Raw genomic sequence first — 21,206 nt, forward strand, 5'->3', positions numbered from 1 at the left:
TGCACGTCTTCGGCTTACGCGCCTGATCGTGGACGAGGGCCGGCGGGTCAGGGCTATTGCGTAGTGGAGTTGCCCTGAGGTTCCCCCTGCGGACCGGACACCCTGAGCCCAGACAGTGTTCTGGGGAAGGATGGCCTGGTGCCACGTCCATCGAAGTACCCCGAGCAGTTCCGTAGGGACGCTGTTGATCTGGTCCGCTCGTCGGGCCGGTCACTGCGTGAGGCCGGTCAGGAACTCGGCGTCAATCATGAGACGCTGCGGAACTGGGTCAACGCGCTCGCGCGGGAGGCGTTCGCCGACGCGCTGAGGCTGGGCCTGCGGCCGGACCCTGCGGTGTACGTCGGGCGGTTCCTGGAGTGGACCCTCCCGCGCGGCGACAACCACGCCGACTGATCAGCTCACATCGGCCAGGCAGGTCCACTGCGACGCCACCGGCCGGTAACCCAGCCGGGCGTTGATCGCCAGCATCGGCGCGTTCGACTCGTCGTTCGAGGTGTACGCGATCCGTACGCCGTCCTCGGCGGCCCGGTGCAGCGCCGCCGTCTTGGCCATCCGGGCCAGTCCTCGACCCCGGTACGCCGGGACGGAGCAGGTGTAGTCCGACCACATCCGTGCACCGTCCCGCTTGACCAGGCTGAACGCGGCCACGTCGCCGTCGACCTCCGTGGCGGTGCTGGCGGCCTTGTCCAGTCCGAGGTTGTCCCACACGTCGTACCGCCAGTTCTCGAAGGTGACCGCGTCGACGGGTACGTCGCCGGGTTCGTCGAGGGCCGAGGCCACGTCGGCCTCGTAGAGCAGGCGGGGGTCCAGCTCCGCGACCGGCCGCAGCCGTACGCCCGGGGGTGGCTCGGGCAGCGCGGGTGGCGGGTTCAGGTCCAGCGCCGAGTAGCGCACCTCCCGGCTGGGCGTGAAACCGTGCCGGCGCGCGAAGGGCAGGGAGTCCGCCGTGGCCATGGTGCGTACGCGCCGAACTCCGAGGAGGCGGAGGTGGTCGATCGCGGCGGTCAACAGCGCCGCTCCGATCCCGCTGCGGCGGCGCTCGGGGTGCACGTGCAGCATGTTGACGTCGCCGAAACCCTGCACCGATGTCGAGGCGTTGGGCTCGGCGGACGTCCAGCCGACCAGCTGACCGTCGACCTCGGCCACGAACGCGGTCCAGCCGTCGTGCGGCGGTGGTTCGGCGATCATCTTGCGGGTCGACTCGACCCCGCGTACGAGGTACGGGTGGACGACCGCCCGCAGGGCGACCACGTCCGCAGCGTCGTCCGGCTGCGCCACCCGGATGCGCATCTCAGGCCACCGCCTGCCGCGACGACGCCACGTACATGGTGGTCTTGACGACGTCGGTGAGAGCGGGTACTTGCAGCAGCGCGACAGGATCCGGCATGCCGGCGAGGCTAACCACGATCCCCCACCGAAGCGACGCAATAACGCGACGCCTGCGCGGCCGCAGGCAGCAATTTCAGGGTTATTGCTGCCTCCCGACGCCGGGAAGCAGCAATAACACCGAAGTTGTGCGGATCTTGGAAGTGAACCTTGCGACGGCGGTCAGGCGGAGGCGCGGATGATCAGCTCGGTGTCGAGCATGACCGCCGGCTCGACGGTCTCCCCGGCGGCCAGCCGGAGCAGTTGCCGGGTCATCCGCCGGCCGAGTTCCACGATGGGCTGCCGGACGGTGGTCAGCGGTGGTTCGGTGTAGGCGGCGGTCTCGATGTCGTCGAAGCCGACCACCGCCACGTCCTCCGGCACCCGCCGGCCGGCCTCGCGCAGCGTCCGCAGGGCGGCGTGCGCCATCAGGTCGGAGGCGGCGAAGACGCCGTCCAGGTCGGGGTGTTCGGCGAGCAGTCGCCGCATCGCCGCGCCCCCGGACTCCCGGGTGAAGTCACCGACGGCGATCAGTTCGGGCAGCCCGGCGGCGGCCACGGCGGTGCGGTAGCCGGTGAGCCGTTCGATCCCGGCGACCATGTCCTGTGGCCCGGCGATGGTGGCGATCCGTCGGCGACCGCTGTCGATCAGGTGCCGGACGGCCGCGGTCACCCCGCCGACGTGGTCGACGTCGACGTACGGCACGGGCACGTCGCCGAGCGGTCGACCACTGACCACCACCGGTATGCCGAGCCGGGCCAGCGTGCCGGGCAGCGGGTCGGCGCCGTGCAACGACGCGAACAGCACCCCGTCCACGTGCCGGCCGGTGGTGTATCGCTCGACGCGGTGATGCCCGGCCGGCGAGCCGGCCAGCATCAGCACGAGTTGTTTGTCGGCCGCCTCCAACTCCTGGCTGACGCCGCGAATGATGCCGGGGAAGACCTGGTCGTCGGAGAAGACTCTTGTGGCCGCCTCCGGCATGACCAGGGCGATCGAGTCGGTGCGCTGGGTGACCAGGCTGCGGGCGGCCAGGTTGGGGACGTACCCCAGCTCGGCGACCGCCCGGTTGACGGCCTCGCGGATCGGCTCGGCGACGGTGGTGGAGCCGTTGACCACGCGGGAGACGGTGGCCCGGGAAACCCCGGCCCGTGCCGCCACCGCCTCGAGCGTCGGCCGGTGCGCCGTCGTCATCGCGACTCCCCCCGCTCGTCACAGCCCGTTCCGGGAGATCACCTCCTGGTACCACCGGGCGCTGGCCTTCGGTGTGCGCCGCTGGGTCAGGTAGTCGACGTGCACGATCCCGAACCGCTTGCGGTAACCCTCCGCCCACTCGAAGTTGTCCAGGAATGACCATACGAGATAACCGCGCAGGTCCACGCCCCGGGAGATCGCCTCGTGCGCGGCACGCAGGTGCCCGTCGAGGTAGGCGATCCGATCCGAATCGATCACCTGCGTCGGGCTGTCGGGCGAGTCGGTGCCCGGCTTGTCGGGGAACGCCGCACCGTTCTCGGTGATCAGCAACGGCACGCCCGGGTAGTCGGTGGCGATCCGCTCCAGCAGCCGGGTCAGACCGGCCGGTTCGATCATCCAGCCCATGTCGGTGAGCGGCCCGGCCGGCGGCAGGAAGTGCACCGCGCCCTCGGTGCCCGGGTACGCGCCGTTGCCGGCGCCGTCGGGCCGACCCGCGACGTAGCTGGGCGCGTAGTAGTTGATGCCGAGCAGGTCGATGGGGGCGGCGATCAGCTTCTCGTCACCGTCGCGGATGAACGTCGGCTCCACGATGCGCGCCACGTGCTCGCGGACGTCGTCGGGGTAGCCGCCGGCCAGCAACGGGTCGAGGAAGATCCGATTGTGCAGGCCGTCGACCAGGCGCACCGCGGCGGCGTCCGCCGCGCTGTCCGGGTCGGCCGGCCGTACGTCCGCCGGGTTGACGGTGATGCCCACGCTGCGCGCGCCGGCCGCACGCAACGCCCGCGCCGCCAGGCCGTGCCCGAGCAGCAGATGGTGTACGGCGGCGAAGGCCGCCGCCGGATCCTGCTCGCCCGGTGCGTGGATCCCGTTGCCGTAACCGAGGTACGCCGAGCACCACGGCTCGTTGAGCGTGGTCCAGACGTCGATCCGGTCGCCGAGGCGCGCGTACACCGCGGTGGCGTACGTGGCGAAGTGCTCGGCGGTGTCCCGGTTGGTCCAGCCGCCCCGGTCGCCCAGGCTCTGCGGCAGGTCCCAGTGGTACAGGGTGACGATCGGGTCGATCCCCCGGTCGAGGAGCGTGTCGGTGAGCCGGTCGTAGAAGTCCAGTCCGCGCGGGTTGGCCGGGCCGGTGCCGTCCGGCTGGATCCGCGGCCAGGACACCGAGAAGCGGTACGCCCGCAACCCCAGCTCGGCCATCAGCGCCACGTCGTCGGCGTACCGGTGGTAGTGGTCGCAGGCGACGTCGCCGGTGTGGCCCTGGTACACCTTGCCCGGCGTACGGCTGAAGGTGTCCCAGATGGACGGACCGCGGCCGTCGTCGCGGGCCGCGCCCTCGATCTGGTACGCGGCGGTTGCCGCCCCCCACAGGAAATGCTCGGGAAAACGGAGTTCACTCACGCCTTTACCGCACCTTCCATGATCCCGCCGATGATCTGACGGCCGAACAGCACGAAGACCAGTAGCAGGGGCAGCGTCGCGATGGCTGTCCCGGTGAACACCTGCGACATGTCCTGGTAGTACCCGTCCGACAGCGCCCGCAGGGAGAGCTGCACGGTCGGATTTGCTGGGTCGTTCAGCACAGCGTACGGCCACAGGAAGTCGTTCCAGGTGGTCATGAACGTGAGCAGGCCGAGTACGGCGGCGGCCGGACGCAGCGCGGGCAGCACGACGTGCCACCAGGTCCGGGCGGTGCCGCAGCCGTCCATCCGGGCGGCCTCGATCAGTTCGTCGCTGATGGCCTGGCCGGCGTACTGCCGCATCATGAACACCCCGAACCCGGTGACCAGCACCGGCACGATGACCGCGGGCAGCCGGTCGTTCCAGTGCAGTCGGGTCATCAGCAGGTAGAGCGGGATCACGCCGAGCTGCGTCGGCACCATCATGGTCGCGATGATCACCAGCAGCAGCGCGTTGCGTCCACGGAACCGCAGCTTCGCGAAGGCGAACCCGGCCAGGCTGGAGAAGAACACCACGGACACGGTGACCGTGGTCGCGACGATCACCGAGTTGATCAGACCGGTCAAAAAGTACGCGTCGGTGTTGTCGAACAGCCGGGCGATGTTGGCGCCCAGGTTGCCGCCGGGCGTGATCGGGGGCGGCAGTTGTCCCATCGCGTCGCTGGACCGGCTGGCGACCACGAACATCCACCAGATCGGAAAGATCGACAGGGCCGCGGCGGCCACCAGGGCCAGGTAGGTGAGCGGGCTGGCCCGCCAGAGCCGGCTCATCGTGCCGCTCCCTTCCGAGGGCCGGACCCGCCGCCGAGGCGACGCAGGACCAGCACGTTGACGGTCGCGACGATGGCGATGAGCGCGAAGAGCAGCCAGGCGACCGCTGATCCGTACCCGAAGTTGTAGTGCGGTGCGAAGGCGTTCTCGAACATGTACATGGTCAGGGTCTGCGACTCGCGCAGCGGGCCGCCCCGGATCGGGTTGGTGCCGGAGTGGAACATCCGGGGCTCGGTGAACAGCTGCAACCCGCCGATGGTGGCGATGATGGCGCAGAAGATGATCGTCGGCTTGAGCAGCGGCACGGTCACCGACCAGAACTGCCGGACGCGGTTGGCGCCGTCGATCGCCGCGGCCTCGTACAGGTCGCGGGGGATGGCCTGCATCGCGGCCAGGAGGATCAGCGCGTTGTAGCCGGTCCACCGCCAGTCGACCATGGCGGAGATGGCCACCCAGGAGGCGATCCGGTTGGATTTCCAGTCGATCGCGTCCAGCCCCACGAGGTCGAGCAGCCAGTTGACCATGCCGAACTCGCGGCCGAAGAGCACCCCGAAGACGATCGCCACGGCGGCGGTGGAGGTGACGTTCGGGACGAGCACGGCCATCCGCCAGCCGGTGCGGGCCCGCAGCCCCCGGTTCAGGAGGTTGGCCAGCCACAGCGCGGCGAGCAGCTGCGGCACGGTGGAGATCACGAAGATGCCCAGCGTGTTCACCAGCGCGTGCCAGAAGTCGACGTCGGCGAGCAACCGGGTGTAGTTCTCCGCGCCGACGAACGGATGGTCGGTGCCGAGCAGGTCCCAGTCGTGCAGGGAGACCCAGAAGGTGTACGCCAGCGGGTAGACCCCGAAGACCGCGAAGAGCAGGAAGAACGGGGCGATGTAGAGGTACGGCGAGAAGCGGGTGTCGAGCCGGCTGAGCCGACCCGAGGATGGGCGGTGGTTGCCGGATGCCGGTGCGACCGGCGGGCGGGCGTCGAGCTGGACGGTCATGCCCGGGGACTCCTTTCCGTCGTGCGGGCGGAACTCCGGCTCCCGGAGCCCGCCCGCACGCTGGCTCGGACTACTTGGCGGCGGCCTTCTTCGCGTTGGTCACCGCGTCGGTCCAGCCCTGCCCCGGGTTGCGCTGGCCGAGTTCCACCGTCCGTACGGCGTTCTCCACCTCGGTGCGGACGGCCTGGTTCTTCGGGCCCATGTAGACCGGCTTGAGGCTCCTCGCGCCACTGCCGAAGATGGTGCCGACCGGCGCTCCGGAGAAGTACGCGTTGGAAGCGCCGGTGATCGCCGGGTCGTCGAGTGCCTGCGGGGAGGAGGGCAGCGGGCCCTTGGCCTTGAACGCGCCGATCTGCCCCTTGGCGCTGGTGAGGAACTTGGCCAGCTCGATCGCCTCGGCCTGGTGCTTGCTCTGCTTGGGCACGGCGAGGTGCGATCCGCCCCAGTTGCCGCCGTTGCCGGGCACCCGGGCGATGTCCCACTTGCCCTGGGCGGCCGGGCCGGCGTTGCCCTCGATGACCCCGGTCATCCACGCGGGGCAGGCGATGGTGGCGAACTTGGACTGCTTGAAGGCGGAGACCCACTCCTCGGACCAGGATCCGTACTTGCCGGACAGCCCCGAGTCGATGATGTCCATGGTGGTGTCCCACGCCTGGCGTACGGCCGGGTTGCTGTCGACGACGAGGGTGCCGCTGGTGTCGTAGTAGCTGTACCCGGTGGTGTTGCCGGCGGTCTGCAGCAGGATGGTGTTGAAGGTGTTGGTGGCCGCGTCGAGGAAGGACGCGCCGGTCTTCGCGGCGACGAAGCGTTCCCCGGTGGCGATGTAGTCCTGCCAGGTCGGCCAGAGTTGGGACACCGCGTCCCGCTCGGTGGGCAGGCCGGCCTTCTCGAAGAGGTCCTTGCGGTAGCACATGGCGATGCCGCCGACGTCGGTGCCGAGGCCGATGAGCTGCTTGCCGTCGGCGGTCAGCCCGGCGTCCCACTTCCAGTCGAGGAAGTTGCCCTTGAGGTCGGCGGCACCGTGGTCGAGCAGGTTGACGAAGTTGCCGGGGTTCGCCTTGTACTCGACCAGCAGACCCTCCTCGATGGCCACCACGTCGCCGGCGCCCCGGCCGGCGGCCAGCCACTGGGTGAGCTTCGGTGAGTACTCGTCGAGGTTGGTGCCGGTGCCGCGTTCGACGATCTTCACGCCGGGGTGCGCGGACATGTACTCCTGGTAGAGCTGCTCGTAGCCGAACTGGCCGAAGACGTCGACGGTCAGTGTGACCTGCCCGTCGCCGCCCTGCCCGTCGCCGCCGCCGCAGCCGGCGGTGACGAGCAGGGCGGTGGTGGCGGCGAGGGCCACCGCGGCGAGGCGGCGGCGCGGGAAGACAGCCATGGGATGGGGACCCCTCTCGAGGTGGTCGATGGCGGCGGTGCTGAGAGAGCGCTCTCACATGAGGGTGGGGGGTGCGTCCGGTGCTGTCAAGAGAGCGCTCTCTCGACGTTGCCGACCGGACCCGGACGCCAACGAGGGCGTCACCCCAGGGGGTGACGCCCTCGCCGCGAAGGACCGGTCAGCGGCCGGTGCGCAGACCTTCGAGCAGGCTGCGGTCGCCGGTCACGTCCAGCGTCTCGAAGCTCACCCGACCCCACAGCGCCAGCAACAGATCGCTCGCCGTGCCGGTGACGTGCGCCCGGGCGTGGTGGTCGTCGTGGTCGAGGATCGTCGCCGTGTCCAGCAACGCCACCCCCTCGCCGCGCAGTCGCAGATACCACTCCTGATCCGCGTCGGTCGCCGCGAGCTGCACCACGCCGTGCCAGTCGCCCGGCACCCGCCGCCGCCCGGCGGGCAGCCAGGTGTCCAGCACCTCGCTCACCCCGTCGGCCGCGAGCTTCGCCTCGACCGGCTCACCGGCGGCGATGGCGAGCTGAGCGTCCCAGCGGTGCACCGCCGTCTCGTGCGCCATCCGCCGCGGCCAGAAACCCGCCCGCTTCGGCTGCGGAGCCCAGTTCCACGCCGGCGCCTCCGGGTCGAGCCCGTCGAAGAGGGTCATCAGCTTGTCGTAGCCCTGCTGCCAGAGCTGCAACGGGCTCACACCGGGCTCCGCGTCGGTCCGATCCGGGCGGGCCGGTACGGTCGTCAGGCCGGAGCCCGCGAACGAAGAAACCCAATGGTAGATACCGGCGAGGTGCAAAGTGAGATCGTTGACTGTCCAGCCCGGACAGGACAGTACCGGTGTCTCCGGCGGGGCCTCGGCCACCGCGGCGGCGAAGGCCGGCCCCTCCGCACGGAGCGCGCCGATCCAGAAATCCTTGCTGCCCTGCAGTCTGCTCATCGCCATCCTCCCGGGGGTGCCGAGCCACCATTGGGTGCCACGGCTACTCCTCAGCCTAAGGTGAAAGACGTGTCAGACGCCTACGCCCAGCCGACAACCGAAACCGATCGTGCCATCCCCGGTCCACTGGCCGGCTACACCACGCTGCGGATGGGCGGCCCGGCCGGGCGGATCGTGGCCGCGACCAGCCCCGACGCCATCGTCCAGGCAGTTCGGGGGGCCGACGAGCCGATCCTCATCCTGGCCGGCGGCAGCAACGTGGTGATCAGCGACACAGGCTTCGCGGGCACGGTCGTCCTGGTGCGCTCCCGCGGCCTGCGCGTCGTCGCCGAGGACGCCGCGTCCGTCACGGTACGGGTCGAGGCCGGCGAACCATGGGACGACCTGGTCGCCGCCACGGTGGCCAACGGCTGGTCCGGGCTGGAGTGTCTCTCCGGCGTCCCCGGCTCGACCGGCGCGACCCCGATCCAGAACGTCGGTGCGTACGGCCAGGAGGTCGCCGAGACGATCACCGGAGTCGAGGTGTACGACCGGACCGAGGACACCCGTTACGCCATCCCCGCCGCCGACTGCGGCTTCGCCTACCGGGGCAGCATCTTCAAGTACCGGGACCGCTGGGTGGTGCTGTCCGTCGACTTCCGGCTCACCAGATCCCCGCTCTCCGGCCCGGTGCGTTACGCCGAACTGGCCCGCGCGCTCGGTGTCGACGTCGGCGACCAGGTTCCGCTGGCCGACGCCCGCGCGGCGGTGCTGCGGCTGCGTGCCGGCAAGGGCATGGTGCTCGACGCCAACGACCCGGACACTCGCTCGGTCGGCTCCTTCTTCACCAATCCGGTCCTCGACCCGGCGACCTACGAGTCGCTCCGGGAACACGCCGCCGACCTGGGCGAGCCGCCGAACTGGCCCGGTGCCGACGGCATGGTCAAGGTGAGCGCGGCCTGGCTGATCGACAAGGCCGGCTTCGCGAAGGGGCATCCCGGCCCGGACGGCGTGGCCATCTCCGGCAAACACACCCTCGCCCTCACCAACCACAGCGGCAACGCCAGCACCACCGACCTGCTCACCCTGGCCGCCACCATCCGCGACACGGTGCACACCCGCTTCGGCGTAACCCTGCACCCCGAACCAGTCCTCATCAACTGCACCCTCTAACCCCACCCCACCCCACCCCACCCTCCCGCCCCTGGCCGGGTCGATCATGGAGTTATGGTGGGAGACATTCCGCTCTTCCGTGGCCAAAGCGCCCACCACAACTCCATGATCGACGTGGGTCAGGGGCGGGAGGGGTGGGTCAGGGTGGGTCAGGGTGGGTCAGGGGTGGGGTGGGTCGGGGTGGGGTTAGGGGAGGGGCCAGGGGAGGGGCCAGGGGAGGGTTAGCTCGCCCTGGCGCCAGCGGGTGGGGGTTGCCAGGACGGGCCAGCCGGTGTTCTTCAGGTGGGTGACCGCCCTGAGCCAGCGTTGGCGGGGACCGAAGGTGGCGTACGGGGCGGCGGTCTGCCAGGCGCCGTCGAGGGCCCGGATCAGGTCGTGGACCGGTTCACCGGGGACGTTGCGGTGGATCAGCGCCTTGGGCAGCCGCTCGGCCAGCTCGGCGGGGCTGCCCAGCGTGGTGAGTTTCGCGGCCAGGGTCAGCGTCCGGGGGCCGTCCGCGTCGATCAGCAGCCAGCTGGCGAGCCGACCCAGCTCGTCGCAGGTGCCCTCGACCAGCACGCCGCCGGGGGCGAGCGCGGCGGTCATCGTCCGCCAGGCGTCGGCGACCTCGCTCTCGTCGTACTGGCGTAGCACGTTGAACGCGCGGACCAGGACCGGCCGGAGCCCGGCCAGTTCGAACCCGCCGCGGGCGAAGGTCAGCCCGGGTGGGTCGGCGGCCGGTGCCGCGGCCGCCACCCGCGCCGGGTCGATCTCCAGCCCGACCAGCCGTACGTCGGGGCGTACCGCCGCGGCCAGCCGGGCCCGCAGCTCCACCGCGGTCACCGGGGTCGCGCCGTAGCCGAGGTCGACCACCAGCGGGTCGGCCGCCGCCACCAGCCGGTCGGCGCAGGTGGCGACGATCCAGTTGTCCACCCGACGGAGCCGGTTCGGGTTGGTGGTGCCCCGCGTGACGACGCCGAGCGGCCGGTGCCGGGCTGCCCCGCTCATGCTGGCGTCACTGGCCGATTCGGTGCACCTTGTGCTGGGCTGCCTGCGCCCGTGGCCGCACCACCAGCCGATCCACGTTGACGTGCTGGGGACGGGTGGCGCACCAGGCGATGCAGTCGGCCACGTCGTCGGCGACCAGCGGGTCGGGCACCCCGGCGTAGACGGCGGCGGCCCGGTCGGCGTCGCCGTCGAAGCGGACCAGCCCGAACTCGTCGGTCTTCACCATGCCCGGGTCGATCTCGATGACCCGCAGCGGTCGCCCGCACAGCTCCAGCCGGAGCGTGCCGGCGATGGCGGTCTGCGCGTGCTTCGCGGCGGTGTACCCGCCTCCGCCCTCGTAGACGGTCAGGCCGGCGGTGGAGGAGACCACCACGATGGTGCCGGCGCCGGACGCCTCCAGCGCTGGTAGCAGCGCCTGGGTGACCCGCAGCGTGCCGAGCACGTTCACGTCGTACATCCACTGCCAGTCGCCGATCGAGCCGGACTCCACCGGGTCCAGTCCGCGTGCCCCGCCGGCGTTGTTGACCAGCAGGGTGACCGGTCCGGGTGCCTGCGCGGCGGCCTCGGCGAGGGCGGCGACCGACTCGTCCGAGGTGACGTCGCAGGTCACCGCGGTGGCCTGGCCGCCGGCGGCGGTGATCTCGGTGACGAGGTCGGCGAGCCGGTCGGCGCGGCGGGCGGCGGCGAGTACGTGGAAACCCTCGGCGGCGAGTCGGCGGGCGGTTGCCGCGCCGATCCCGCTGGACGCTCCGGTGACGATGGCGACAGAGGTCATCGGGTCATTGTCACCCGCACCGGGCGGCCGATCCCGACCGGGCGTGCGGGCCGCGTCGGTGCGGGCGCGGTGATGAGGTCGGTCACCCCGGCCGGCCGCGCTGACGCATTTCCGTAGCCCGATGGGGAAGATGACATCCGGCGTACAGGTTGACCGAGAAGCGCCGGTCGTGCGAGACGACATCAACCGTGACAAAGGAGCGGACGTGGCGGAAATGCACACCGGCGTCGGTCGTCAGCGAGGTGCCCGACCGTGGCCCCAGCCACGCCGCATCGCCACCCTGTCGGTGCACACGTCCCCGCTGCACCAGCCCGGCACGGGTGATGCCGGTGGGATGAACGTCTACATCCTGGAGGTCGCCCGGCGGCTGGCCGAGGCCAACGTCGAGGTGGAGATCTTCACCCGGGCCACCTCCGGCGATTTGCCCCCGGTGGTCGAGATGGCGCCCGGCGTGCAGGTCCGGCACATCACCTCCGGGCCGCTGGAAGGGCTGACCAAGGAGGAGCTGCCGGGTCAGCTCTGCGCCTTCACGGCCGGGGTGCTGCGGGCCGAGGCGTCCCGTCCGCCCGGCCACTACGATCTGATCCACTCGCACTACTGGCTCTCCGGGCAGGTTGGCTGGCTGGCCAAGGAGCGCTGGGGGGTGCCGCTGGTGCACACCGCGCACACCCTCGCGAAGGTCAAGAACGCTCAGCTCGCGGCCGGCGACCGGCCGGAGCCCAAGGCCCGCGTGATCGGCGAGGAGCAGGTGGTCGCGGAGGCGGACCGGCTGGTCGCCAACACCCGCGTGGAGGCCGCCGACCTGGTCGACCGGTACGACGCCGACCCCGGCCGCGTCACGGTGGTGCAGCCGGGTGTGGACCTGGACCGCTTCCGGCCCGCGCCGGGTGAGCGGTCCGCGGCGACCCGCGACGCTCGTCGCCGGCTGGGCCTGCCGGTCGAGGGGTACGTGGTGGCGTTCGTCGGTCGGGTGCAGCCGCTCAAGGCTCCCGACGTGCTGATCCGGGCGGTCGCCGCGCTGCGGCAGCGCGATCCGGTGCTGGCCGCTCAGGTGACCGTGGTGATCTGCGGTGGCCCCAGCGGCAGTGGGCTGGACCGGCCGACCGCGCTGATCGAGCTGGCCGCCACGCTCGGGGTCACCGACCGGGTGCGGTTCCTGCCGCCGCGTACCGGCGACGACCTGCCGGCGTTGTACCGGGCCGCCGATCTGGTCGCGGTGCCGTCGCACAACGAATCGTTCGGGCTGGTCGCGCTGGAGGCGCAGGCCTGCGGTACGCCGGTGCTGGCGGCCGCCGTGGGTGGGCTGGTCACGGCCGTGCGGGACCAGGTGAGCGGGGTGCTGATCGACGGGCACGACCCGGTGGACTGGGCTCTGGCGCTGCGCCGCCTGCTGCCCGACCGGGCCCGTCGCGCTGCCCTGGCCCGGGGGGCCGAGCAGCACGCCCGCAACTTCTCCTGGGATCGCACGGTGGCCGGCCTGCTCGACGTCTACGGCGAGGCGATCTCCGCGCACCGCACGCGGCTCGCCGCTAACCTGGCGGGCGATCCCGCGCTCTCCTGCTCCTGGTGACCGCTGCCGTCGGTCGTCGCCGGGTGCGTGGGCCAGGTCGGTCGTAGAGTGGCCCGGTGAGCCCGAAGAGCGATCTTGCGAGTCTTATCGAGTCGGTCTGCGACGAGCGGGACCTGGCCTGGGAGTCGACCGGTCCCGGCTCGTACGCGGTGACCCTGCCGGGCACCCACAAGCTCAAGACCATCTGCAACCTGATCGTCGGTGAGCACGCGCTGCGGGTCGAGGCGTTCGTGATGCGCCAGCCGGACGAGCGGCGTGAGGAGCTGTGGGCCTGGCTGTTGCAGCGCAACGCCCGGATGTACGGCGTCTCGTTCTCCACCGACGCGGTCGGCGACGTGTACCTGACCGGGCGGGTCAACCCGGCGGGGGTGGACGCCGACGAGTTGGACCGGCTGCTCGGGGCGGTGCTCACGTACGCCGACGAGTCCTTCGACACCATGTTGGAGATCGGCTTCGGCAGTTCCATCCGGCGCGAGTACGAGTGGCGGGTCAAGCGCGGTGAGTCGACCGCGAATCTGGCCGCGTTCGCCCACCTGTTCGAGCCTTCCGGTGCCGGCCCCGACCCGTCCTGACCGCATCTGGCCTGCGGCTGGTGGTTCGGAGTGCCCCTGACGGGTATGCCGCACCGCGCGGTGCGGCAAGGGACCCCCGCGTGCCGATGGCGGAGTGTCAAGGAGCGGAGCGTCCCATGGCTCAGCGGAACAGCTCAGGTCGCGGCGCAACGGCGACCAGGACGAAGCGACAGACGGGCAACCAGACGCCGGGTACTCCCGGCGTCTCCGAGACGGAGATCTCCCGGATGCGGGTGGACGACATCCGCGGGCAGCTACGCAAACGCGGGGTAACCGGGATCTCGGCCCTGCGTAAGCCCGACCTGGTGAAGCAGTTGGTGCGCTCGTTGCGTTCCGGTGCGGGCCGGCGCAGCACCGGCCCGGCGGGTCGGGCCACCGGCAGCAGGGCGTCGGCCGGTCGTGCCGCCGCGACGAAGAAGGCGGCGGCACGACCGGCGCCGAGTCGCGCGAAGGCCGCGCCGGCGAACAAGAGCGCCCCCGCGAAGCGGGCCGCGGCCAAGAAGACGGCTGCCGCCAAGAGAACCACGGCGGCCAAGACCACGCCGGCCAGGAAGACCACGGCGGCGAAGAAGACCACGGCGGCCAAGACCACGCCGGCCAGGAAGACCACGGCGGCCAGGAAGACCACGACGGCGTCCAAGACCACGCCGGCCAGGAAGACGACGGCGGCGCGGAAGAGCACGACGTCGGCGGCTGCGCGCAGGTCGACGGCCGCCCGGAAGACGGCTGCCGCGCGCACGACAGCGACGGCCCACACCGCGCCCGCGCGGAAGGCGCCGGCGAAGAAGGCCCCGGCGCGGCCGGCGGCGAAGCGGGCGGCGCCGACCCGGTCGACCGGCGCAACGGCAGCCGGTGGGATCCGGACCGGGCGGGGTACCGGCCGGTCGGTCCGTAGTTCGCAGGTGATGGCGTCGATCGCGGATCGACCGGAGCGGCCGGGGCGTAGCCTGATCACCGCGAACCACGAGGTGATCCAGCGTTGGGCGCGGGAGCGCGGGGCGAAACCGGCGACGATTGCCGGCACCGAGCGGGATGGCCGGGCCGGGGTGCTGACGTTCAACATCCCCGGGTACCGGGAAAGCAGCCGGATCCGCGAAATCACCTGGGATGAGTGGTTTTACACGTTCGACCTGCGACGGCTGAACCTGATCTATCAGGAGCAGATGCGTGACGGTCGGCAGAGCAACTTCTTCCGTACCGAGTCACCCGATCGGGAGGACGGCTGAGGTGTTTGTGGGAATGCCGCAGGGGTATGCGGCTGTTGCCGGAGACCGAGGCTCGAACTGGGGATACCCGCCAGTTGTGATGGGCGAGACAGCCATTCTGGGTTGAATCCAGAATCCGGGCGAACTAACTTTATTGCACCGCGCCACGCTTGGAAACGTTCGGGGGAGCGGCGGATCGAACAGATCCGCGCACCAGGCGAGGTGCGAGGGGACGGGTGGACAAACCGTTGGGGGACGGTGCCCACCTGTTTGGACCGGCGGCGTGAGCGGGCGATGCTTACGGGGGTGAGTGTTGCCCGCCGCCGCCGGCCCCACCGGCGGGCGCCCACCATGACCTTCGGGACGTGGTGGGCGCTTTGCGCTGTGCGTACCCCAATGGCCTGTCTGGTCGGTTCATCCGGCCGGGACGCGGTCGGCGGGTGCGCTCGGCTCCCGGCCGGCGGCCCGGCGCAGCGCGGCGACGTGTCGCTCCCGGGGTGGTCCGGCGAGCAGGTGGCCCAGTGCGGCCAGCAGGCCCAGGCCGCCCACGATCAGCCAGTGCCGGTCGCCGAGGTGCTGCAGGCTGACGCCGCCGAGCGTGGGTGCGACGAACGCGGCCGCCGGAAACGTCAGGTAGAAGACCGACTGGTAGCGAGCCCGTAGGTGCGGCGGTGCCAGGTCGGCGTTGATCTGGGCGTTGGGTGGGGCGGCCAGCATCGACCCGACCGTCCAGACGACGGCGGCGCCGAGGTAGACCGCGAGGTCGTCCGCGACAGCGAGGACGCCGAAACCGAGCGCGAGCAGAGCGGTGGAGACCGCCAGCACGACGTCCTTGCGGTGCCGGTCGATCAGCCGGGGCACGAACAGTTGCCCGAGCACGATCAGCGCGCCGCCGAGTGCGACCACCATTCCGTACGCCGACGGGCCCAGGCCGTCCGACCGCATGGCCAGCGGCATGATCGTCGAGGTCTGCAGGGTGAGTACGGCCAGCACGAAGGTGAGCCCGACGAAGACCAGGAACGTCCGGTCGGTGAGCGCGGTGTGCAGGCCGGGACGCCGCCACCGGCCGGACTCGGCAGGTGGCCCCAGGTCGACGGTCGGCGCGGCGCGGCGCAGGGTCTCCGGCACCTTCCAGCCGATCACGGCGGCGGCGGTCAGGGTGGCGCCCGCGTCGACGAGGAACAGCGCGGTGAAGCTGGCCTCGGCCAGCACCCCCGCGAGCAGCGAGGCGACCGCCATGCCCAGGTTGAACGCCCAGAACTGGAGGTTGAACGCGCGGGAGCGGCGCTGCGCGGGCACCACGTCGACGATCGCCGCGACGAAGGCCGGGCTGGGCATCGAGTGCACGACACCGACCAGTGCGGAGAGCACCGCGATCAGCACGAGGGGCCGGCTGAACGCCAGCGCCACCATCAGGCCGGCGGTGACGAGGTGCGCGGCGAGCAGGGTGGCCCGACGGCCCCACCGGTCGGCCAACACCCCGCCGAGCAGCACACCGACCGCCCCGCCGGCCCCGTACGCGCCGACGACCGTGCCGGCCACCGCCTCGCTGGCTCCGCGCGCGTCGGTGAGGTAGAGCGACAGGAAGAGCATCGCGAACGCGCCGGCACGGTTGATGAGCAGGCCGGACCACAGGTACCAGAAGGTGGCGGGGAGTCCACCGGCAGTGTCGTCCCACCAACGGCGTAGGGCCCGCACCCGACCTCCTGACAGTTCAGCTTCCTAACAGTAGCCGGACCGCGGTCAGGCGACCGCTTCGGCGGGCTGCGCCGCCCGGGTGCGGACCGGTGCCAATGCCTCGCCCGAGCGGCGAAGTTCGGCGGCGCGCCGCTCCCGGGCCGGCCCCGACACCAGGTGCGCCACCGCCGTCAGGGCGCCGATCACGGCGCAGGCGAACCAGAGCGTGTCGTTGCCGGCGTGCTCGCGCACCAGGCCGCCGAGGATCGGCGCGCCGGCGCCCGCGATCTGCCAGGAGAGGGAGATGACGCCCTGGTAGCGACCCCGCAGTTCGGCCGGTGACAGCTCGGCGATCAGGGTCGAGTTGGACGGCGAGTTCAGCATCTCGCCGACCGTCCAGATCAGCACGGTCAGGCCGTAGAGCCAGGGGGTGCCGGCGAACGCGGTCAACCCGAAGCCGACGCCCATCACCACGGCGGCCAGCGCCAGCACGTGCGAGCGGCTCCGGCCCCGGATCAGTCGAGGCACGAAGAGTTGGCCCGCCACGATCAGGACGCCGTTGAGCGCGATCACCGAGCCGTAGGTGGTGGGGCTGAGACCGTCGTCCGCCATGGCGATCGGCAGCATCGAGATGTGCTGGAGGAAGACCAGCGAGGCGAACAGGTTCAGCGCCACGAAACCGAGGTAGACCCGGTCGGTGAGGATCGTCCGCAGGGCGCCGCGCGGGGCCTGCGTCGTCGCCGCGGCGGCCGGCCCGGTCTGCCGGGTCTCCGGCACCCGGGTGAAGAGGATCAGCGCGGTGATCAGCATGGTGCCGGCGTCGACCACGAACAGCAGCAGGTAGTCCGCCTGCGCGGCGAGGCCGGCGAGGACGGCGGCGCAGGCGAAGCCGAGGTTGATCGCCCAGTAGTTGAGCGAGAACGCGCGCAATCGGTCCTTCGCCGGCACCACGTCGATCATCATGGCGCTGTACGCGGGCCGGGCCGCCTCAGCGAACATGCCGAGCAGTAGGGCGCCCAGCGCGATTGCCCAGAGGCTCCGGGCCAGCCCGAGCGCGAGCAGCATGGCGGCAGCGCCGACGTGCGCGGTGAGCAGCGTGGGCCGGCGGCCCCACCGGTCGGCGAGGGTGCCGCCAGCGGTGGTGCCGACCGCGCCGCCGACGCCCCACAGCCCGAGCACCAGGCCGGCCTGGGAGGCCGAGAAGCCGCGTTCCTGGGTCAGGTAGATGGCGAGGAAGACGAGCACGAACGAGCCGAGCCGGTTGATCAGGGTGCCGGTCCACAGGTACCAGAAGGTGGTCGGCAGGCCGCCGGTGGTGTCCCGGAACCAACTCCGCATCGTCCGCATGTGGTGCCCCCGCTTGCAAGTAATGACCGATGTGACTACAGCGCCTTACAACCCTAGTGCTGGCCGGATTCGCAGGTCATCAGCTTTTTCACGTGGTGGTCGTCACGACGGGTGCCCGCGTGTCCCGCGCGCGGTTGGTGCAGGATGATCCGCATGACTGCGAGCGAGGGGCCCACCGTCGGGACGCTGGTCCTGCTGCGGCACGGTGAGAGCGACTGGAACGCCAAGAACCTCTTCACCGGCTGGGTGGACGTCGACCTGACCGAAAAGGGCGAGGGTGAGGCACGGCGCGGCGGCGAGCTGCTGCGCGAGCACAGCCTGCTGCCGGACGTCGTGCACACCAGCGTGATGCGCCGGGCGATCCGCACCGCCGAGTTGGCGCTGAACGCCGCCGACCGGCACTGGATCGCGGTACGCCGGTCGTGGCGGCTCAACGAGCGGCACTACGGCGCCCTGCAGGGCAAGAACAAGAAGCAGACCCTGGACGAGTACGGCGAGGAGCAGTTCATGCTCTGGCGTCGCTCGTACGACACCCCGCCGCCGCCGATCGCCGACGACGACGAGTGGTCGCAGGTCGGCGACCCGCGGTACGCGCTGCTGCCGACCGAGCTGATGCCGCGTACCGAATGCCTCAAGGACGTCGTCGAGCGGATGCTGCCCTACTGGTACGACTCGATCGTGCCGGACATCCTGGCCGGCCGGACGGTGCTGGTGGCCGCGCACGGCAACTCGCTGCGAGCCCTGGTCAAGCACCTCGACCAGATCTCCGACGAGGCGATCGCCAAGCTGAACATCCCGACCGGCATCCCGCTGCGCTACGACCTCGACCCGCAGCTGCGTCCGCTCACCCTGGGCGGCACCTACCTCGACCCGACGGCGGCAAAGGAAGCGGCCGCCGCGGTCGCCAACCAGGGCCGCTGAGCGCAGCAGAAAGGGCCTCGGCAACCGCCGAGGCCCTTTCTGCTGTTCGGGTCAGATGCTGGCGGGCTTGTTCTCACCGGTGATCAGGAAGATCACGTGCTCGCCGGCGTTGACCGCGTGGTCGGCGAAGCGCTCGTAGAAGCGGCCCAGCAGGGTGGCGTCGATCGCCGTCTCCACCCCGTACGGCCAGTCGTCGCCGAGCAGCACCGAGAACAGGCTCTTGTGCAGCTCGTCCATCGCGTCGTCGTCGCGGTCCAGCTCGCCGGCGAGGTCGGCGTCGGGCTTCGCCAGCACCGAGCCGATCTTCGCCGCCATCCGGTCGGCGATCTCGGACATCTCGGTGAAGACCGTCCGCAGCTCCGCCGGTACGGCGGGGGAGGGGTGCCGGCGCAGAGCCGTCTTCGCCACATGGTCGGCGAGGTCACCCATCCGCTCCAGGTCGGCGGCGACGTGCAGTGCGGTGATCATGGCACGCAGGTCGGAGGCGACCGGTGCCTGCCGGGCGAGCAGGTCGCAGACCCGCTCCTCGACGTGTCGGTAGAGGTCGTCGATCTCGGCGTCCCGCTCGATGACCGTCTCGGCGGCCTGCCGGTCGGCGGTGAGCAGGGCCCGGGTGGCCTGGCGCATGGCGGCGCGGACGCCCTCCGCCATGTCCACCAGCAGTTGGCTGACGATCTGGAGGTCGGCCCGGAACTCGTCGCGCATCATCACGTCCTGTGGTCGGTCACCGCCGACGAGGTGCCGGCGCAGTGGTGAGCAGGTGCGACGCCAACGGTAGGTGGCGCGGACGGACCACGGATGAACCACGGTGAACGACGCCAGACGTGGGGGTGAACATTCCTCGAAGTGCGGGTGGTTCGTCCCGGTCTGTGTGGTAGCCAGGTTAACAATGACCCTACGATCGCCGGGTGGAGTGGGCGGTGGCGGTCGTGGTGGCTGTGGCGTTGGTGGCCGGGTTGGCCGCCGGGCTCGTGCTGCCCCGGTTCCTGCCGGCGCGGGAGCGTTCCACGTCGACGGGGAGCGCAAGCTCTCGCTGGAGCAGGGGGAGGCTCGCGATAGCCGACGAGCAGCAGGCCGGGCTCGGCCGCCGGACGATCGACTCACTCCGGGCCGGTGTCGTGGTGCTGGACAACGATGACGTGCCCGTGCTCATCAACCCGGCCGCCCGCGCGATGGGTCTGCTGCGCACCGGCAGCGCCCCGGGCACGATCGCCGCGCACCCGTTGATCCGTACCCTCGCCGGCCAGGTGCGACGCACCGGCGTCCGGCGCGAGATCGAGCTGGACCTGCCCCGGGGCCGCGACAGCGCGGGGGAGAACCCGCTCGGCGTGCACCTGCGGGCGATGGGCATCGGCAACGGGTTCATCGCGGTGGAGGCGGTCGACGTGACCGAGTCGCACCGACTGGCCCGGGTGCGACGTGACTTCGTGGCCAACGTGAGCCACGAGCTCAAGACCCCGATCGGTGCGCTCCAACTGCTCGCCGAGGCGTTGCTGGACGCCACCGAGCCGGCCGAGGCGGCGGCACCCGACCTCTCCGAGGACCTGGTGGCCGCCCGCCGGTTCGCCGAACGTATCCAGCACGAGTCGACCCGCCTGGGCCGGCTTGTGCAGGAGTTGCTGGAGCTGACCCGGTTGCAGGGCGCCGAGCCGCAGCCGCCGGCGGAGCCGGTCGCGCTGGACTGGGTGATCGCCGAGGTGGTCGACCGGACCCGCACCACGGCCTCCGCCCGGGGCGTCGAGGTGACGGTGGACGGCGAGCGCGGCCTCACCGTGTACGGCAGCGAGACCCAACTCGCCACGGCGGTGGCGAACCTGGTGGAGAACGCCATCAACTACTCGGGCGAGGACACGGTGGTACGGGTCACCCTGCGACAGGGCGACGAACACGTCGAGATCGCGGTCGCCGACCAGGGCATCGGTATCGCCCCGACCGACGTGGACCGGATCTTCGAACGGTTCTACCGGGCCGACCAGGCCCGCTCGCGTTCCACCGGTGGCACCGGGCTCGGCCTGGCCATCGTCAAACACATCGCGAGCAACCATGGCGGACGGGTCGAGGTGTCGAGCACTCTTGGTGGTGGATCGACGTTCACCCTCCGGTTGCCCGCAAGTCCACCGGACGACCTGCTGGCGACACTGCCGCCGGTTGGGATCGAGCCCGGTCCGGCCGAGCTACGGCAGGTCTGACAGCACATGGAAAGGAAATCCCCCTTGAGCCGCGTTCTCGTGGTCGAGGACGAGGAGTCGTTCTCCGACGCCTTGTCGTACATGCTCCGCAAGGAGGGCTTTGAGGTTTCGGTCGCTGCGACCGGCACCGATGCCCTCACCGAGTTCGACCGGACCGGTGCCGACATCGTGCTGCTCGACCTGATGTTGCCCGAGATGTCGGGGACCGAGGTCTGCCGGCAGCTCCGGCAGCGGTCGGCCGTTCCGATCATCATGGTCACCGCCCGGGACAGCGAGATCGACAAGGTGGTCGGCCTGGAGATCGGCGCCGACGACTACGTCACCAAGCCGTACTCGCCCCGTGAGCTGGTCGCCCGGATCCGGGCGGTGCTGCGCCGGCAGAGCCCGGAGGTGGCCGACGCGGGCGCACCGACGCTCGCGGCCGGGCCCGTCCGGATGGACATCGAGCGGCACGTGGTGACCGTGGACGGCGGTGCCGTGCAGTTGCCGTTGAAGGAGTTCGAGCTGCTGGAGCTGCTGCTGCGCAACGCCGGCCGGGTGCTGACCCGTGGTCAGCTCATCGACCGGGTCTGGGGCGCCGACTACGTCGGTGACACCAAGACGCTGGACGTGCACGTCAAGCGCCTGCGTTCCAAGATCGAGCCGGAGCCGTCCGCACCGCGTTTCATCGTCACCGTGCGGGGTCTGGGCTACAAGTTCGAACCGTGATCCGCGTACCTC

At 71.1% G+C, this 21,206-nt stretch carries 20 protein-coding genes; 8 read left to right on the forward strand and 12 right to left on the reverse strand.

Annotation, left to right across the window (positions count from 1 at the left end):
- Positions 1-138: 138 nt before the first annotated feature.
- The gene (locus AB0H52_RS11330; RefSeq protein WP_192580147.1) at positions 139-393 is read left to right on the forward strand and encodes a transposase; all 255 of its coding nucleotides are present in this window, start codon (positions 139-141) and stop codon (positions 391-393) included.
- Here AB0H52_RS11330 and AB0H52_RS11335 read toward each other — a convergent pair whose 3' ends face one another.
- The 7 genes from AB0H52_RS11335 to AB0H52_RS11365 form a co-directional block, all read right to left on the reverse strand.
- Entirely contained in the window at positions 394-1,290 is an 897-nt protein-coding gene (locus AB0H52_RS11335) for a GNAT family N-acetyltransferase (protein WP_151488498.1), read from the reverse strand.
- A 258-nt stretch (positions 1,291-1,548) separates the two neighbouring features.
- Positions 1,549-2,556, reverse strand: coding sequence for a LacI family DNA-binding transcriptional regulator (locus AB0H52_RS11340; RefSeq protein ID WP_151488497.1), 1,008 nt, complete (start codon positions 2,554-2,556; stop codon positions 1,549-1,551).
- A gap of 18 nt (positions 2,557-2,574) precedes the next feature.
- Positions 2,575-3,954, reverse strand: a complete 1,380-nt coding sequence (locus AB0H52_RS11345) for a GH1 family beta-glucosidase (protein WP_151488496.1) — start codon at positions 3,952-3,954, stop codon at positions 2,575-2,577.
- Positions 3,951-4,784 (reverse strand): carbohydrate ABC transporter permease, encoded by an 834-nt coding sequence (locus AB0H52_RS11350; RefSeq protein WP_151488495.1) that lies wholly within the window; start codon positions 4,782-4,784, stop codon positions 3,951-3,953. The genes AB0H52_RS11345 and AB0H52_RS11350 overlap by 4 nt, the downstream gene beginning before the upstream one ends.
- Positions 4,781-5,773, reverse strand: coding sequence for a sugar ABC transporter permease (locus AB0H52_RS11355; protein WP_151488494.1), 993 nt, complete (start codon positions 5,771-5,773; stop codon positions 4,781-4,783). The genes AB0H52_RS11350 and AB0H52_RS11355 overlap by 4 nt, the downstream gene beginning before the upstream one ends.
- Before the next feature lie 70 nt (positions 5,774-5,843).
- The gene (locus AB0H52_RS11360) at positions 5,844-7,151 is read right to left on the reverse strand and encodes an extracellular solute-binding protein (RefSeq protein ID WP_151488493.1); all 1,308 of its coding nucleotides are present in this window, start codon (positions 7,149-7,151) and stop codon (positions 5,844-5,846) included.
- A gap of 178 nt (positions 7,152-7,329) precedes the next feature.
- Positions 7,330-8,091 (reverse strand): maleylpyruvate isomerase family mycothiol-dependent enzyme, encoded by a 762-nt coding sequence (locus tag AB0H52_RS11365; protein ID WP_151488492.1) that lies wholly within the window; start codon positions 8,089-8,091, stop codon positions 7,330-7,332.
- 114 nt (positions 8,092-8,205) lie between these two features.
- Here AB0H52_RS11365 and AB0H52_RS11370 point away from each other — a divergent pair, with 114 nt between their 5' ends.
- Positions 8,206-9,243 carry a UDP-N-acetylmuramate dehydrogenase gene (locus tag AB0H52_RS11370; protein ID WP_255473643.1) on the forward strand — a complete coding sequence of 346 codons (1,038 nt, stop codon included), beginning with the start codon at positions 8,206-8,208 and terminating at the stop codon, positions 9,241-9,243.
- A gap of 186 nt (positions 9,244-9,429) precedes the next feature.
- On the opposite strand, the gene AB0H52_RS11375 is transcribed toward AB0H52_RS11370, so the two are convergent.
- Both AB0H52_RS11375 and AB0H52_RS11380 read right to left on the reverse strand, forming a co-directional pair.
- Positions 9,430-10,230: a class I SAM-dependent methyltransferase gene (locus tag AB0H52_RS11375; RefSeq protein ID WP_357946739.1), complete on the reverse strand. Its 801-nt coding sequence runs from the start codon at positions 10,228-10,230 to the stop codon at positions 9,430-9,432.
- Positions 10,231-10,237: 7 nt separating this feature from the next.
- Positions 10,238-11,005 carry an SDR family NAD(P)-dependent oxidoreductase gene (locus AB0H52_RS11380; RefSeq protein WP_151489900.1) on the reverse strand — a complete coding sequence of 256 codons (768 nt, stop codon included), beginning with the start codon at positions 11,003-11,005 and terminating at the stop codon, positions 10,238-10,240.
- Positions 11,006-11,105: 100 nt separating this feature from the next.
- Between AB0H52_RS11380 and mshA the strand changes: the two genes are divergently transcribed.
- The 3 genes from mshA to AB0H52_RS11395 all read left to right on the forward strand — a co-directional run bounded on the left by mshA (position 11,106) and on the right by AB0H52_RS11395 (position 14,373).
- Positions 11,106-12,575 (forward strand): D-inositol-3-phosphate glycosyltransferase, encoded by a 1,470-nt coding sequence (gene mshA, locus AB0H52_RS11385; RefSeq protein WP_357946823.1) that lies wholly within the window; start codon positions 11,106-11,108, stop codon positions 12,573-12,575.
- A gap of 56 nt (positions 12,576-12,631) precedes the next feature.
- A complete protein-coding gene (locus AB0H52_RS11390) occupies positions 12,632-13,147 on the forward strand; it encodes a YbjN domain-containing protein (protein WP_151489902.1) in 516 nt (171 codons plus the stop codon).
- Positions 13,148-13,473: 326 nt separating this feature from the next.
- Entirely contained in the window at positions 13,474-14,373 is a 900-nt protein-coding gene (locus AB0H52_RS11395) for a hypothetical protein (protein WP_357946826.1), read from the forward strand.
- Positions 14,374-14,766: 393 nt separating this feature from the next.
- On the opposite strand, the gene AB0H52_RS11400 is transcribed toward AB0H52_RS11395, so the two are convergent.
- Positions 14,767-16,050, reverse strand: a complete 1,284-nt coding sequence (locus AB0H52_RS11400; RefSeq protein WP_357946742.1) for an MFS transporter — start codon at positions 16,048-16,050, stop codon at positions 14,767-14,769.
- Between the two features lie 45 nt (positions 16,051-16,095).
- Positions 16,096-17,376 (reverse strand): MFS transporter, encoded by a 1,281-nt coding sequence (locus AB0H52_RS11405; protein ID WP_151489905.1) that lies wholly within the window; start codon positions 17,374-17,376, stop codon positions 16,096-16,098.
- 153 nt (positions 17,377-17,529) lie between these two features.
- Between AB0H52_RS11405 and AB0H52_RS11410 the strand changes: the two genes are divergently transcribed.
- Complete coding sequence (locus AB0H52_RS11410) at positions 17,530-18,297, forward strand: phosphoglyceromutase (RefSeq protein WP_007465667.1); 768 nt, start codon at positions 17,530-17,532, stop codon at positions 18,295-18,297.
- Between the two features lie 51 nt (positions 18,298-18,348).
- Here AB0H52_RS11410 and phoU read toward each other — a convergent pair whose 3' ends face one another.
- A complete protein-coding gene (phoU, locus tag AB0H52_RS11415) occupies positions 18,349-19,002 on the reverse strand; it encodes a phosphate signaling complex protein PhoU (protein ID WP_151489925.1) in 654 nt (217 codons plus the stop codon).
- A 203-nt stretch (positions 19,003-19,205) separates the two neighbouring features.
- Between phoU and AB0H52_RS11420 the strand changes: the two genes are divergently transcribed.
- Both AB0H52_RS11420 and AB0H52_RS11425 read left to right on the forward strand, forming a co-directional pair.
- Positions 19,206-20,486, forward strand: a complete 1,281-nt coding sequence (locus tag AB0H52_RS11420; protein WP_151489906.1) for an ATP-binding protein — start codon at positions 19,206-19,208, stop codon at positions 20,484-20,486.
- Positions 20,487-20,510: 24 nt separating this feature from the next.
- Positions 20,511-21,194: a response regulator transcription factor gene (locus tag AB0H52_RS11425; RefSeq protein ID WP_151489907.1), complete on the forward strand. Its 684-nt coding sequence runs from the start codon at positions 20,511-20,513 to the stop codon at positions 21,192-21,194.
- Positions 21,195-21,206: the final 12 nt, after the last annotated feature.

Origin of the sequence: Micromonospora sp. NPDC050695 (assembly GCF_040654415.1) — a bacterium.
GTDB lineage: Bacteria > Actinomycetota > Actinomycetes > Mycobacteriales > Micromonosporaceae > Micromonospora.